This window comes from Paenibacillus sp. FSL M7-1414, assembly GCF_038003195.1.
Lineage (GTDB): Bacteria > Bacillota > Bacilli > Paenibacillales > Paenibacillaceae > Paenibacillus > Paenibacillus amylolyticus.
In genome coordinates, this window is sequence record NZ_JBBOOS010000001.1 from 2,404,496 (window position 1) to 2,418,776 (window position 14,281).

14 protein-coding genes are annotated in these 14,281 nt (G+C 45.7%); 12 read left to right on the forward strand and 2 right to left on the reverse strand.

Going from position 1 to position 14,281, the window contains the following annotated elements:
* Positions 1-26 precede the first annotated feature (26 nt).
* Positions 27-1,274: a hypothetical protein gene (locus MHH92_RS10895; RefSeq protein WP_340907662.1), complete on the forward strand. Its 1,248-nt coding sequence runs from the start codon at positions 27-29 to the stop codon at positions 1,272-1,274.
* A 3-nt stretch (positions 1,275-1,277) separates the two neighbouring features.
* On the opposite strand, the gene MHH92_RS10900 is transcribed toward MHH92_RS10895, so the two are convergent.
* The gene (locus MHH92_RS10900) at positions 1,278-2,243 is read right to left on the reverse strand and encodes a polysaccharide deacetylase family protein (protein WP_340903687.1); all 966 of its coding nucleotides are present in this window, start codon (positions 2,241-2,243) and stop codon (positions 1,278-1,280) included.
* Between the two features lie 349 nt (positions 2,244-2,592).
* On the opposite strand from MHH92_RS10900, the gene rplS reads away from it, so the two are divergent.
* From rplS to MHH92_RS10950, 10 genes are all read left to right on the forward strand, one after another.
* Positions 2,593-2,934: a 50S ribosomal protein L19 gene (gene rplS, locus MHH92_RS10905; RefSeq protein ID WP_017689212.1), complete on the forward strand. Its 342-nt coding sequence runs from the start codon at positions 2,593-2,595 to the stop codon at positions 2,932-2,934.
* A gap of 304 nt (positions 2,935-3,238) precedes the next feature.
* Positions 3,239-3,859 (forward strand): signal peptidase I, encoded by a 621-nt coding sequence (gene lepB, locus MHH92_RS10910; RefSeq protein WP_017689211.1) that lies wholly within the window; start codon positions 3,239-3,241, stop codon positions 3,857-3,859.
* Positions 3,860-3,889: 30 nt separating this feature from the next.
* Complete coding sequence (ylqF, locus tag MHH92_RS10915) at positions 3,890-4,753, forward strand: ribosome biogenesis GTPase YlqF (RefSeq protein WP_017689210.1); 864 nt, start codon at positions 3,890-3,892, stop codon at positions 4,751-4,753.
* 463 nt (positions 4,754-5,216) lie between these two features.
* The gene (locus MHH92_RS10920) at positions 5,217-5,918 is read left to right on the forward strand and encodes a ribonuclease HII (RefSeq protein WP_083669772.1); all 702 of its coding nucleotides are present in this window, start codon (positions 5,217-5,219) and stop codon (positions 5,916-5,918) included.
* 30 nt (positions 5,919-5,948) lie between these two features.
* The gene (locus MHH92_RS10925; protein WP_340903690.1) at positions 5,949-8,006 is read left to right on the forward strand and encodes a DNA ligase; all 2,058 of its coding nucleotides are present in this window, start codon (positions 5,949-5,951) and stop codon (positions 8,004-8,006) included.
* Positions 8,003-8,314, forward strand: coding sequence for an EscU/YscU/HrcU family type III secretion system export apparatus switch protein (locus tag MHH92_RS10930; RefSeq protein WP_340903692.1), 312 nt, complete (start codon positions 8,003-8,005; stop codon positions 8,312-8,314). Before MHH92_RS10925 ends, MHH92_RS10930 begins: the two co-directional genes overlap by 4 nt.
* The gene (locus tag MHH92_RS10935; protein ID WP_340903694.1) at positions 8,308-8,706 is read left to right on the forward strand and encodes a YraN family protein; all 399 of its coding nucleotides are present in this window, start codon (positions 8,308-8,310) and stop codon (positions 8,704-8,706) included. The genes MHH92_RS10930 and MHH92_RS10935 overlap by 7 nt, the downstream gene beginning before the upstream one ends.
* A gap of 307 nt (positions 8,707-9,013) precedes the next feature.
* Positions 9,014-9,175 (forward strand): paeninodin family lasso peptide, encoded by a 162-nt coding sequence (locus MHH92_RS10940; RefSeq protein ID WP_133120486.1) that lies wholly within the window; start codon positions 9,014-9,016, stop codon positions 9,173-9,175.
* 60 nt (positions 9,176-9,235) lie between these two features.
* On the forward strand, positions 9,236-10,411 hold the full coding sequence (locus MHH92_RS10945; RefSeq protein ID WP_340903697.1) for a carboxypeptidase-like regulatory domain-containing protein: 1,176 nt from the start codon (positions 9,236-9,238) through the stop codon (positions 10,409-10,411).
* 286 nt (positions 10,412-10,697) lie between these two features.
* Complete coding sequence (locus MHH92_RS10950; RefSeq protein WP_105598201.1) at positions 10,698-11,249, forward strand: nitroreductase family protein; 552 nt, start codon at positions 10,698-10,700, stop codon at positions 11,247-11,249.
* Positions 11,250-11,492: 243 nt separating this feature from the next.
* On the opposite strand, the gene MHH92_RS10955 is transcribed toward MHH92_RS10950, so the two are convergent.
* Positions 11,493-13,103 (reverse strand): YifB family Mg chelatase-like AAA ATPase, encoded by a 1,611-nt coding sequence (locus tag MHH92_RS10955; RefSeq protein WP_340903702.1) that lies wholly within the window; start codon positions 13,101-13,103, stop codon positions 11,493-11,495.
* Between the two features lie 480 nt (positions 13,104-13,583).
* On the opposite strand from MHH92_RS10955, the gene MHH92_RS10960 reads away from it, so the two are divergent.
* Positions 13,584-14,039 carry a MarR family winged helix-turn-helix transcriptional regulator gene (locus MHH92_RS10960; RefSeq protein ID WP_036609387.1) on the forward strand — a complete coding sequence of 152 codons (456 nt, stop codon included), beginning with the start codon at positions 13,584-13,586 and terminating at the stop codon, positions 14,037-14,039.
* Positions 14,040-14,281 lie beyond the last annotated feature (242 nt).

A 14,281-nucleotide genomic window follows, 5' to 3' on the forward strand; every position in this document is an offset into this window, starting at 1 on the left:
ACAACGATAAGCTGAGGAGGAAGATGATGAGCATTCAGCCTTATGAAATTGCCAGACTAAATATTAGCCAAGCCGGAGAACGCTGCAAAATGCTTTTGGGAGATCTAAACGGGGATGGCAGACTTGAAATGTTGCTGGTACAGGCAGATGGGGGTATAGACGATCGCTACGTCCCGCATCAGGTATGTTGTTTGACTGCATTTGATCTGGAAGGAACATTACTATGGCAGGTCGGAACTCCTGATCCCGATGCAGGGGGTCCGGGTTCAGACTATCCCGCTCAGGTCGCAGATTGGGATGGAGATGGAAATAATGAAGTATTGTGTGTCATGGACAAACAATTTCTCGTGTTGGATGGCCGGACCGGAGAGATTAAAGAAACACGTGATCTGCCAGGTGATGAAGCACATGACTGCATTATTCTCACCAACCTGACGGGTAACCAGCAGAAAATGGACATTATACTGAAAGACCGCTATAAGACGTTATGGGCACTCGACCATGATTTTAATTTGTTATGGAAGCATGAAGGGAATCCGGGACATTTTCCATGGGTATATGACATCGATGGAGATGGGAAAGATGAAGTGATGGCCGGATATGACATGCTGGATCATGATGGGACGTTGTTATGGTCTTGTCATAATCTCGATGATCATGCTGACTGTATATGGTTTGGTGACGTTGATGGTGATGGGGAAGTCGAGATTGTTATCGGTGGCAGTGTTACGGTCATGATGGACCGCTATGGAAATGAGAAATGGCGTTATGAAGATTCGATTGAATCACAGCATATTGCATTAGGTCATTTTTGTACTGGAATGGAAGGTTTACAGATTGCAGGCCTGGACCGGATTGTCCGAGGGGATGAGCATGGTAAGGATGGAATGTTCATGCTGGATAGCGCAGGGCAAGAAATATGGAAAGAAAACCGCACGACTCGTGGCTGGTTAACCATTATAGAGCCTGTATGTAACTGGGATGAAGGTGAACTCGATTATATTTTGGCGTATCGCCGAGGTGGAGATGTGTTGCCTACTTTGGTAGATGGAGATATGAAAACGGTTACTGAATTCCCGAAAGAGGGATATGCGGTACATGCAGACCTGGTTCAGACGGGGAAAGAACAGATCATTATCTATGACGCAGAGGAAGCAGTGATTTATTCTAGTTCTCCGATGACATTATCACTACTGGATGCAAAAAGAGCCAAGCCACAGCTTAAAAGGCTGTATAGCTCGACTCTATATCCAGGCGGTGAAGTTAAACTCTAGGTTTCACTGGTCATTCTCCGATGCAGGTAATCCATTCTGCGGACTGGATTCGGGTTGAAGCAAGGTCGCCAAATCAGTACCTGTCGTGACCGTCAAGCGAGGCAGCTTCATGGGATGATCTCCTGGATGCACAAATCCAGACTTTACGGTAAAAGCCATGCGATATCCATGTTGCTGTAACTTGTAGATCATCTGTGTACTGGTATAACCAAAAGGATAGGCCAGATAAGGTGTGTCTATTCCGGTTTGCTTCATATGCTGGATATCATCATCCAGAAGACTGGTGTCCAGACCGACAGGTACGCTGTTCCCACAGCGCATAAATCCCTTATGATGCAGGTTATAGGTATGGCTGTTGAATTCAAATACGTCTGTTGCTGCCTGCATCTCTGGCTTGGAGATGAAACTGTTGATGGCGGGCTCAAACACCGAAGGTTGATCCTGAATTTTACTGCCTATGACAAACAGCGAGGCATGAAAATTATATTTCCGAAGCACAGGATAAGCTAAAGTATAATTGTTCTGGTATCCATCATCAAAGGTAATCACAATGGACTTCTGTGGCAGGGAAATCTTCCCGCTAACATATTGCTCAAGCTGATCCAGTGTAATCGTTTGGTAGCCCTCATCATGCAGGTATTTCATATTTTGCTCAAAATCCTCCAGATTAATGATGGATTTGTTATCTGTCTCGTGATTATTCAATTTGGGCTCTATGTAATGATACATCAGCACAGGAACTTCTGTAGCGGTACCTTGTTCAATCCTAAAGGTAGAACGATCCAGCGCAGATTGGTTAGAGAAGTCAGTGTGTGACAGCTCGAATGCTTTGCGTTTGACTATGTCCCAGGATGTGCAGGCTTTGTGTGACAGTGCATTCGTTGGGTGAGTGACGGCATATGAATATAGTGTAATGGAGCATGTGAGCATGGCGAGTAGGGCAAGTGTGATCTTTTTCCAATATTTCATAAGTCTTGGGATTCTCCTTTTAAAGTGGTCAATAAGTTATATCATAGACGATATTACTACACTGGAAGTTACAGTATTTTTTCCTGTATCAGGTTGACTTGCAGATGAGAGCGTTCATTCACTTTCCATACGGGAGAATGTATTTTAGAATGAAGTTAACATGTGATGGATGAGTTTCAGAGTGGCAGATTAATCAATAGGCATTTGTTTAATTTCTCTTGTGTTTTGATATGCTGCGTGATACAATAAGTCTGTTATGTGGAATACGGCGGTCCTCTATGGATGATGAAGGAGACAAGGTGATCTCTGGAAGAAGTATGAACGCCTGTATGGAAGGAGGGAGTCATAGATGAATATCGTTCAAGCGATTACACAAGAACAACTTCGCAAGGATCTTCCGAGTTTTCGTCCTGGTGACACTTTGAAAGTGCACGTTAAGGTAATCGAGGGAACTCGCGAGCGTATCCAATTGTTCGAAGGTGTTGTGATTAAACGCCGTGGTGGTGGAATCAGTGAGACTTTTACAGTTCGTAAAATTTCTTACGGTGTAGGTGTGGAAAGAGCTTTCCCGCTTCATTCCCCTAAAATCGATAGAATCGAAGTGGCTCGCCGTGGTAAAGTTCGTCGTGCGAAGCTTTATTATCTTCGTGAACTACGCGGTAAAGCAGCGAGAATTAAAGAAATTCGTTAATATAACGGATACCGGGAAGGGCTTGGAGACAAGCCCTTTTCGTTTTTGTCCGGGAAAAGTTGAACCGGAGGTACACTTCCGAGTAAAATGGTATGGCAACACATGCGGGGAATAGTCCGGGAGGCTTGTAAAATCAGTTATTGATAACATTTGAATTGTGGATTAAATGTACTGTAATGCTTGGTGTAAGATTACATAACTGATGTGAATGTTTTGTATCCATCCATTGAGTTATTGGAACGATACAGAATGCTGGATGTGTGTACTGCTATAAACATGTACTGTGAAGAGAGGAAGATCTTGAATGGAACAAGAAGTTCAACATGACCGGGGCAATCCTGCCGAAGAGAAAAACAGTCGGTCCAAAAAAGCCAAAAATGAAATTGTTGAATGGCTTAAAGCCATTGTTATCGCATTAGTTCTCGTCATTCTCATTCGGTGGTTGCTCTTCAAACCGTTTGTTGTGGACGGTCCGTCCATGCAGCCGAACTTTGAAACGGGTGAACGTGTGATCGTCAACGAAATCTTATATGATATCAGAGAACCGAAGCGCGGTGAAGTTATCGTCTTCCACGTACCATCCGAAGGTCGAGATTTCATTAAACGTGTTATTGCTGTAGAAGGTGATACCGTTGAGGTTCAAGACGATACCGTGATGGTTAACGGTAAAAAGGTTGATGAAACGTATATTCAAGGAGCCATTGATGCAGCTGAAGCAAATGGTGGAACCTATAACGTGAAGGATTTCCCGAATGAACAGTTCCCTGATGGCAAAGTGCCGGCAGGTCATGTGTTTGTCATGGGAGATAACCGTCCAAATAGTACAGACAGCCGTATGATTGGTTATGTTTCTTTAAAAGATATTATTGGTCGTGCAGATGTGATTTTCTGGCCGATCGGTGAGATTAAGTGGATCAACCACTGAAATTGAAGTAAATAATGAGGTGAAGACAAGTTGACGATACAATGGTTTCCAGGTCATATGACTCGAGCCAGACGCCAGATTCAGGATAAGTTAAAGCTCATCGACGTGGTCATCGAACTATTGGATGCCCGTCTGCCTGTCTCCAGCCGTAATCCAATGATTGACGAAATATTGCTGGATAAACCCCGGATGATTTTGTTGAACAAATCGGATTTGGCAGATGCAAAAGTGACGCAAGAATGGATTGAATATTTCAAAAAAGAAGGAATTACCGCTTTTCCTGTAGATGCTTCGACGGGAACCAATGTTAAAGATATTCCCGTGCAGGCCAAGCTTCTTCTTAAAGAAAAAATTGACCGTCAAATTGCTAAAGGGATTAATCCTCGTGCGGTTCGCGGGTTGATCGTAGGGATTCCCAATGTAGGTAAATCAACACTGATTAACCGACTGGCTGGACGGAGTATTGCGTTAACAGGAGATCGTCCTGGTGTGACGAAGGGGCAACAGTGGATCAAGGTAGGCAAAGAAATGGAGTTATTGGATACTCCAGGTATTCTTTGGCCTAAGTTCGAAGATCAAAATGTAGGTTATCGTCTTGCCGTAACTGGTGCGATCAAAGAGGAAATTTTGAATGCAGAGGATATCGCCTTTTTTGGAATCAGTTACCTGATGCGTTATTACTGGGACGCCCTTGAAGAGAGATACGGACTTCAGGAGTTCTCCAAGGATGCAGATGATTCAGACAGTGTTATTGCGATTATGGAACAAGTCGGCCGTATACGTGGTTGCATTGTAAGCGGTGGACGTATTGATCTGGAAAAGGCATCACGAGCATTTCTGCGTGAACTGCGAGCGGGTAAAATGGGACGTTTCTCTATGGAAGCTCCCTATTAAAAAAATGGACTCTACACGATGGAGATTATTATCTTTATCTGTTCATTTCATATGTACAAGTGCCGAAAGAAGCGGCCGTTACCGGATTACCGGGAGCGGTCGTTTTTTTGTGTATACAAACGCGGAAGTAGAGCTGGAACATACGTCGAAAACGATAAAATGGAAGAGGATTGAAGAACAGTACGCTTTATGGAATTGGCTGACCTATATATCAGGTGCATCTAAATCGTGCTATGATAAATGGTGGTGCAATTTAAATTAGACGAGGTCTGATATATTCAATTTAAACCATCAAATACCGATAAATGAAGACATCACTATCTTTATATTGTAAATCTCAAGGAAAAGTTTTACTGAGAGAGACAGGTTGTACAGAACAAAAGACAGAGGATCTACGTCTATATTATAAAAAGTTGTAAGTGATACGTATGCTGAAAAAGCGTGGGTAGAGGAGATGAGCGTTATGGTTGAAAATAATGAAGAGATCGGGTTGAATCTACTGGATACTCCGATTGGACCAAAGAAGAAAAAAGAAGTCAGTGAACCTCGAGATCTGTTGCTCTATGAGCGGGAGTATTGGGACAGTGGATTTGAACGTATTGCTGGTATTGATGAGGTGGGACGGGGATGTTTGTTTGGGGATGTTGTCGCAGCGGCGGTTATTTTACCGAAGGATCTCATCCTGGAAGGCGTGAATGACTCCAAGAAATTAACGGAGAAAAAACGGGATGCATTATATGACATCATTATGGAAAAAGCGCTGGCGGTAGGTATCGGGTACGCGGATGCAGAGACAATTGATCGGCTTAACATCAAACAAGCTGCGAGACTTGCGATGAAACGTGCGGTTGAAGCATTGGGAGAAACTCCTGATTATATGCTGGTGGATGCCGAGAAGGTGGATGTGAATGTACCTCAACTGTCCATTATTAAAGGTGATGCTAATAGTCAATCGATCGCAGCGGCATCTATTATTGCTAAGGTAACGCGAGATCGGCTTTGTAAGGAAGAATGGGATACGTTATATCCGGAATATGGTTTGTCGATACATAAAGGATATGCAACAAAAGTTCATCGGGAGCAAATTATGGCATTGGGGGCAACCCCGATGCATCGACGCAGTTTTCTGGGCAACCTGCTTGGAGAGCAGCAATCGTTGTTTTAACACAGGTTTGAAGGAAGGAGGGGGAGAGATTTGAATATCGGTTCCATGATAAAGGGGTTAATGGGAGACAGTAAGCCCGGCAATGCCAAACCGCTTGAATTAAAGGAAGGTCAGGTGGTTCGTGGCTCCGTCGTTAGTGTATCCGATGATGGAGGAGAAGCAGTTCTGCAGATTCAAGGGGTGCAGGTGCGCGCCAAGTTGGAGACTCCACTCCGTCCGGGTGAGACCACGTTGCTTCAAGTGCAGCCTCCAGGTGAAAATGGCATAACGGTAATGAAACCTATGACGGGTACACTTGCTGAGCTGCCACAAGCTTCGCTGAACAACCTGCTTAAGGATGTAGGACTGCCGGATACAAAAGGGAACCGGGAACTGTTACTTGCCATGCAGCGTAGTGGATTGCCGCTAACGAAGGATAATGTGGCTATGGTCCAGAATATGATGACTGCCAAACCCGCACAGGTCCCTGTGGAAGAATGGGTGCAGGCGACAGGGATTGCTTTTCAGCGTGGTCTTCCGGTTACGGCGGAAACAGTAAAAGGATTACACCAGACGGTGTTTGGCCCCCCTCTGCACCAGTTGTTAAGTGGGCTGGCTGACCAGTTGGAAACGATGCTTACTCAAACAACAGGTAAACCGGTATTGCCTGGAGAGCAATCTGCTACGTTGAAACCAGCAGTCATGGCTGGTGCACCTGTTGTACCGAATGCTTCACAGACGGAAGAAGGATTGGCTGCATCAGGCAATGGTCGTCAGGTGACTGGAACCGGAACGCCTGCTTTGTCAACGCAACAAGGACAAGCGGCATTGGCGGGATCTATATCCATGACGGATGGCGGGGCAGACGATGCAGGTACTGCGGTGAAAGGAAACGTGCAGACCGGCGGAGGCACAGGAAATGCTGAAGCCGGGGCCAAGGCAGTTGTCAGCAACGTTGAAACGGCTGGCAAAGGAGGCGCAGGTATTCCGTCTGGAACCGGAATACCTGGAGAGAGCCCGCGCGGGGCTGACGTGGGGCAGGCTGGGAGCCGCCCGGGTACAGCGGGGGCGGCTACTGAATCTGTGGCTGGCCGTGTAATTGCGGGCCAGCCTGAAGCAGGCGCGGCCGGGCGGACTGACGGTCGCGCTGAAACGCCTGCTGCTGCGGGGACACCGTCCGCAGCAGTCCAGGCGGCGCCAGCAGCGCCTACGGCAGCGCAGCTGGCGCCCAAGCTGCTGGCGCTGCTGGACGCCTTGCGCAGCGCGTCCACTGCCGCACCGGCACAGCCTGGTGCGGCAGCACTGGCCGCCCCTGCATCGCAGGGCGGCCAGGCGGCTGCGGTTGCCGGAGGCGTGCCACAGCCGTTGCCAGCCGGCGCTGATGCGCCGCCGGCTGGCGGTACTGCCGCAGCACCTGCGGGAGCTGCGGCAGTGCACGCGCCTGTCACCCACGAGGGGGACCCGTGGGTGGGGCGCGTGCTGAAGCTGCTCGGTGCGGAGCACGAGCAGCAGGCCGTTCACGGCGCGGCAGTGCAGCCGCGCGTGGGAGATGCGGCGAGTCCGGCAAATGCGGACACGCTGAAGGGCTTGCTGCTGCAGCTTGCCAGCAGCGAAGGTGCACCGGCGGCGCTTAAGGATGCCGCCGGACAGGCCGTGCAATATCTGACAGGTCAGCAGTTATTGCTAACGACAGATCGCAGTGCTACATTTGCACAGATGCACTGGTTTATTCCGATCACTGGACCGGACGGGGAAGAAACGGCGTCTGTTCAGATTCAATCACGTCGTGGATCTCGTGGAGAGCTGGATGCGTCCAACTGCCGTCTATGGTTTGATCTGGACATGAAAAGTCTTGGGCCTACTCTGGTAGATGTCCATGTGGTTAATAACATTGTCAGTCTGCGTGTATTAAATGATCGCGAAGGAATGGGAGCGCTCCTGGAGAGCGGACGAGAGGTAATCCATCATGCATTGGACAAGCTGGGCTATCAACTGCTGACCTTCAAGGCGGAACCGTGGCCTGCGGGCCAGGAGCCGGGCGCGGAACGAAAAACGCGGGCCTCGGACTATAGTCCTGAACGATACAAAGGGGTGGACTTGAAGGTATGAAAGACGAGTCGTCACAACCGGACCTGCTTTCCAAAAAGGCGGTTGCCCTAAAGTATGTCCCTGGAGAGAGTGAAGCACCTGTTGTTGTAGCCAAGGGGCGCGGCAAAGTGGCAGAAGCCATTCTGGATAAAGCCAGAGAAAACGGCGTGGCTGTTCAGGAGGATGCAGCACTTGTGGAGGTGCTCTCCAAGTTGGATCTGGATGAACAGATTCCGGCAGAACTGTATCAACTGGTCGCAGAGGTGCTAACGTACGTCTACCGTGCAGATCGAATGGCCTCAGGACGTGAGGAAAATGAGCCATGGTAGAACGTAGATTGGGTCAGGAGCCAGGATTAAAGCTCACACGACAGCAGAAAGGCCGATTAGGTGAAGAGGCTGCCTGTCAATGGTTGCGAGACCACGATTATCGAATCATTAGACAGAACTGGCGTTGCCGTAGCGGTGAGATTGACATCATTGCTTCCTACGAGGGCTTGCTTGTCTTTGTAGAAGTAAGAAGCAGAAGTGGAGCTGCTCAGTACGGTACACCTCAGGAATCGGTTGATATGCGTAAAATGCAGCAGGTACGTTCAACCGCATCCGTATATTTGCAAATGACGGGAGAGACGGAACTTCAGATCCGTTTTGATGTAATTGCCGTAATGCTTGATCAAGCAGGGAAAACTGTCTCTGTGAATCATATTGTTAATGCTTTTTAAGAATTACACTAGAAGTTATTATTGTATTATGTGATACGAAATGTATCTTTTTACTGTGATTCGGTCAGTAAGTTTAATTATGTCTTATCTTTGCATTCGTTTTAGTTTTAAAATTAGTTAATATACTAAAGCCGTAGTTCCTATTTATACAGGAGCTGCGGCTTTTTTTGATTTAACTATGAAATCAGAAAACAGAGGATAGAGCGTTGATAATAAAATCATTGTATTTCAGAAATTTATAGATACAAAATGTAACATTTGTAATAAAATAAGAAAGTTGAAATTTAAAGAGAGGTTGGTGGGATGTATGAAAGAGTTTCAGAATACTTCGAACAACACAGTAAAACAAGTATGGGAGTGCCCTCGGATGGAAGTGCTGGATATCAGCGAGACCATGAACGGTGGACAGGGGATTTGGCAATATGTTTGGGACGGAGAATTCTGGAAGCTTGAGCTTATGGTCAGTTAATTTAAGAAGTTAAAGAGGAATGTTTGATCAATAAAATAAATGGTGAGGTGTAGTGAGAAGATGCAGACAAGTATCAAATGGATCATTCGACTAAGTACACTATCTTTATGTTTCATTTTGTTTGGAATCATGTATTCCGGAGTTTCTTATGCAGCCGATCCGTCTACACAGGCAAGTGTATCAGGTAAAGTTATTGATCGTCAGGGATTACCTGTCCAGAACGCTACTGTCAAGTATTGGCTTAATTATCGTGGGGATATGTCAGAGAAAAGCGTGAAGACGGATGGGAATGGACGGTATCATATTATAGAGTCCGTTGAAGACAATACGGACATTACTTTTGTAGTTGAAGCAGAGGGTTATGTGACGTACAGACACTATAGCTCCTACGGATTGTCCGGTGGAGAGCAAATACAGCTTGATTTTCATATTTATGAGCCATCCACGATTGTAGGAACAGTCAAAGATCAGGCAGGCAGACCTGTTCCAGATGCTCGTATAAAAGTAACAAGTGTCTTTGATCGTATAGTGAAAACTGATCAGCAAGGTCGATATGCGGTTACAGGAATTGATTACGCCTATAATCCGAACATTGCAATATGGGTGGATGCCGATGATTATATGTTATATGAACAGGATCGCTTGGGTGTCCGGGAGGGAGGAACCTTGAGAATGGATGTTGTTTTGGCAGAGGCGGCACACGTGCGGGGAAAAGTTGTAGATGAGTCGGGCAATCCAGTAAGTGGGGCTAAAGTTAATGCTGGAGGTTCGGCAACAACAGATGCTCAAGGCAACTATTTAATAAAGCGCGTACCAACAGGGGCTAGAACGATAACGGGAGAAGCAGCAGGATATCTAAAAACGAGCCTAAGCGTTACTCTTGTAAAAGGAGATCATAATACGTTTAATATCGTACTTAAGAAGGATGCAGATATTACACCTCCAGTAACCAAGTACAGATTAGTTCCTATTACAGATACTGTGAACGGGAAGGTATACATTAAAGGATTTACATTCAGACTTCAGGCAACGGACGAAGTCAAAGGTTCGGGCGTTAAAACAACGCAATATCGAATCAATGGGGGAGAATGGAAGAACTATGAAGGACCCGTCAAGTTTTATGCTCCCGATGTCAAGGTGGTAGAGTACTACAGTACAGATGTTGCAGGTAACCAGGAGAAGTACAACAAAATGGATTTTGTTAATGGCACATTTGAAGGCGCGGGTTCATATTGATTCATCATTGATATGATAGTGTGATTTGTATAAGATGATAATTTAATTAGACGGCTCCGACATGATGATCGCCCTCGGTAGATCAGGATTCGGAGCCGTCTTTACCGTTTTTAATACCTGTAGCCCTAGTAGTCGAGGCCTTCCCTTTGAATCTCGTGATCAGATGGGTGTATAATCAAGGATGTAATCTGGCGTTTTAATCTTTTGATTTGTCATAAACGAATTGTTCCAGACCGTAACCCATCGTTACGGTTACAAATCATATTATAAACAGGAGGTACGGCCGATGAGTAAAGCTACGAAAACAATAAATGAAGTCAGAAATGCGATTCAAAACCGTCGTACGGTGAAAAAATTCAAAAAAGAAGCTGTTCCTACACAGCAGATTATAGAATTGCTGGACACCGCAGTCTGGGCTCCTAACCATAAGCTGCGTGAACCTTGGAGATTTTTGTTGTTTACCGGAAATGGACGGAAGAAACTGGCTGAGGCTATTGATGCAGAAATGGGAGAAGACAATAAATTCTCAGCCAATATTATGCAAGTTCCATCCGTTATGCTTGTCGTGCTGGAAGAAGATCCAAGACAGAATATCTGGGACGAAGACTTCGCTGCGGTCAGTGCATTGGTTCAGAACTTTATGCTTGCAGCCTGGAGTGAAGACATTGGAACATTCTGGGTGACCAAGCCATTCTTGTACGCCCCCAAATTCCGCAAACCGCTTGGAATAGAGGCGGGAGAGAAGATTGTAGGCATGATTTATATGGGATACCCTGATGTTATTCCGTCTGCCAAAGAACGCACACCAGCTAAGGACAAACTCACTCTTTTTGAATAATAAATTATTTGTAGACCTTAGCTATATACGATCCCCTTATGTTACAGGGAAATTTACGTACAAGTTCCTTTCTTCACAGAAGAGAAGGGCTTGTACGTTTTTTGTCATGTTGGCATATCCGAATTGTAGAATCTCTATAAGGAATCCTTCTCGATCTTCCTCTGCTGTCTGCAGTTTCATGCCCATTTCACTGCCTTTGGGTAAATCGGCCTGTTCTTTCCTCCTTATGCTTCTAAAATAGCTTCAAAATAAATTAAGATCCAGTTGACGATACTGGATGGCTTCAGCCACATGAGCTGTCACAATTTCACCTTCATGGTCCAGATCGGCAATTGTCTGTGCCATCTTGATAATCCGATCATGTGCACGCATGCTCAGGTTTAACGTTTGCAGCGTTTGCTCTAACAGTTGCTCTGCCTCTTGGGGGAGATGGATGGTTCGTCGCAAAAGCGTGCCGGAAAGCTGGCTATTCCAACGAACCGAACTTTTGGCATAACGTGTAGCCTGAATTTGATGAGCGTGGATCACTTTTGCTTGCATTTCTTCAGAGGAAGGGGAAGCAGCAGACTTGCGCCACTCGCCTGGTGGAGGAACCTCAACCTGAAGATCAATACGGTCTAGCAGTGGTCCTGAAATTTTGGCTCGGTATGCGGCAACACGGGCTGGACTACATATGCAGCGTTGCTCCTCCGAATGAGCGGACAAATAACCGCAGGGACAGGGATTCATGGAACATGCAAGCATGAACTGGGCCGGAAAGGTGAATGCAGCGCGAGCCCGACTAATTGTCACTGTGCGATCCTCTAACGGCTGCCTTAATACCTCCAGCACTTGGCGCTGGAATTCAGGTAATTCATCCAGAAACAATATGCCCCGGTGGGCAAGGCTCACTTCACCGGGTTTTGGGATACCACCGCCTCCAATCAGACCAGAAGTGGATATTGTATGGTGAGGCGAGCGAAAAGGTCTATCCGCAATCAGGCCTTGAGGCGCTTCTTTCAATTTGCCTGCGGCACTTAATACTTTGGTTACTTCTAACGCTTCATCTTCTGACAAAGGTGGAAGGATGGTAGGCAACCGTTTGATTAACATCGTTTTGCCCGTGCCTGGCGGTCCAACGAGCAGTATATTATGCATTCCGGCTGCAGCAATCATAAGCGCGCGTTTTACATGATGCTGCCCCAGAACATCGCTATAGTCATCTGCAAATAATGGTGTTTGTCTCGGCTTCCTATCCGCCATCTTATGAGTCTTGTCAGTTATAGGAGCTGCGAGGTGGGCATAATTTTTCAACACGACTGGTCCTGCATTCGAATTATTTGGTATTCCCACTGATCTAGCGGGTTGATCTGGGTTTTCCGGAGCAATGTCCTGTAAATGACGAATGCCAAACACCTGGATACCTCGAATCAGTGACGCTTCCTCTACGTTATCCAAAGGCAGGAGCACGGACGTAAAGCCTTGTCGTTTGGCCAGATCCACCATGGATAAAATGCCCGGCACGGACCTGATCGAACCGTCCAACGCCAGTTCGCCAACCACTAGTGTCCGTTCCTGGGGAGGAAGTACAAGCTGGCCGCTTGTCATAAGTAAACCAATAGCAATGGCCAGATCAAAGGAAGATCCTTCCTTGCGCAGATCAGCGGGGGCCAGATTGATTGTGATCCGCTGTAAAGGATACTGATATCCGCAGTTTTTAATCGCTGCACGGACACGTTCAACGGCCTCACGAATGGCTGAATCCGGTAAACCGATGATGGATGTCTGTGGCAGACCATTGGATAAATCGGTTTCCACCTCGATCAGAACACCATCGATTCCGTACAAACACGCACTGTGTAATTTTCCGTACATAACAAAGAAACACCTCACTCGATTCTTGACTCCGCATAATACGGGCCAGTCTACGAATTAAGGTGCTTCCTCAGCTTCTATTAAGCATTTTATATAAAAGGAATCATGGAGTCAACCTGTCATTATCATTGCTGTAGTCATCTTTCCTGATCCCTGAATTTTATTTCTGGAAGGAAATCATTAAATGGCTTTGGTGCAAATGGTTACGTATAAACTTTCATTATGTTTATTAAATTTAGCCCGAGAAAGCGTGAATCTGTTCGATGGACTTATCTATTATTGTTGTTAAAATCATGGGGATGAACTGCTGATTATCTAATTATATTTATATTTTACACAATCTAATTTATCATAATTAAATTGAATAGTAAAATCATTTGTGCTCAATTATTCTGTTTTTTTTCTATTTTGTGATAGTATAGATCTATAGTTCCTGTATTATTAGGAATAGATTGCACAATAGGCAGGTGAGAAAGACATATGCAGACTGACAGTTTGAAGCTGGATAACCAATTATGCTTTGCCATATATGCTTGTTCACGTGAGATTACGAAGATGTACCAGCCTTATCTGGAGGTACTTGGCGTAACATATTCCCAGTATTTGGTGTTGATGGTTTTGTGGGAACGTGAAGAATGTACGGTTAAGGAGATCGGGGAGGCTCTCTATCTCGATTCGGGAACGTTGACACCACTTCTCAAACGTTTGCAGTCAGCAGGACTTATTAATCGCGAACGCTCGGCTCAGGATGAACGAAAAGTATTAATTACATTAACCGACTCCGGCCGTGAGTTACGGAACAAGGCATTATCCATACCTGAATCCATTCAGGGAGATGCGTGTTTGAACAGTACAGAGTTTGAAACATTGCTGGGTCAGTTCAAAGGATTGCTGGAGAAAGTTCATGAAACCAACACTAACGCAGCCAAAAAATAAAATGTAGTTTTGCATTAAGGAAACCTCAGTTTTTAGCTGAGGTTTTTTCCATATATACCCAAGCATTCACAATATGGGATCATACTCATATCAAAATACTGTCTATTAAACATTAATTTTTTAAGGAAAGCGTTTTAAAAACGTGTTACAATGAATTGGGTTTAAGTGAAAATAGTCAACATTTGTCTTTTGTTAGTCTACCAACCCGCCTTGTTGCAGTCATGTTGATAGGAGGATTCGAG

Bases quoted from the DNA above. Each gene is read 5' to 3' on its own strand.
- lepB (WP_017689211.1), top strand. From the start codon at position 3,239: ATGGAACAAGAAGTTCAACATGACCGGGGCAATCCTGCCGAAGAGAAA.
- MHH92_RS10950 (WP_105598201.1), top strand. From the start codon at position 10,698: ATGAGTAAAGCTACGAAAACAATAAATGAAGTCAGAAATGCGATTCAA.
- MHH92_RS10920 (WP_083669772.1), top strand. From the start codon at position 5,217: ATGGTTGAAAATAATGAAGAGATCGGGTTGAATCTACTGGATACTCCG.
- MHH92_RS10960 (WP_036609387.1), top strand. From the start codon at position 13,584: ATGCAGACTGACAGTTTGAAGCTGGATAACCAATTATGCTTTGCCATA.
- MHH92_RS10940 (WP_133120486.1), top strand. From the start codon at position 9,014: ATGAAAGAGTTTCAGAATACTTCGAACAACACAGTAAAACAAGTATGG.
- MHH92_RS10935 (WP_340903694.1), top strand. From the start codon at position 8,308: ATGGTAGAACGTAGATTGGGTCAGGAGCCAGGATTAAAGCTCACACGA.
- MHH92_RS10900 (WP_340903687.1), bottom strand. From the start codon at position 2,243: ATGAAATATTGGAAAAAGATCACACTTGCCCTACTCGCCATGCTCACA.
- MHH92_RS10895 (WP_340907662.1), top strand. From the start codon at position 27: ATGAGCATTCAGCCTTATGAAATTGCCAGACTAAATATTAGCCAAGCC.
- MHH92_RS10930 (WP_340903692.1), top strand. From the start codon at position 8,003: ATGAAAGACGAGTCGTCACAACCGGACCTGCTTTCCAAAAAGGCGGTT.
- MHH92_RS10945 (WP_340903697.1), top strand. From the start codon at position 9,236: ATGCAGACAAGTATCAAATGGATCATTCGACTAAGTACACTATCTTTA.
- MHH92_RS10955 (WP_340903702.1), bottom strand. From the start codon at position 13,103: ATGTACGGAAAATTACACAGTGCGTGTTTGTACGGAATCGATGGTGTT.
- rplS (WP_017689212.1), top strand. From the start codon at position 2,593: ATGAATATCGTTCAAGCGATTACACAAGAACAACTTCGCAAGGATCTT.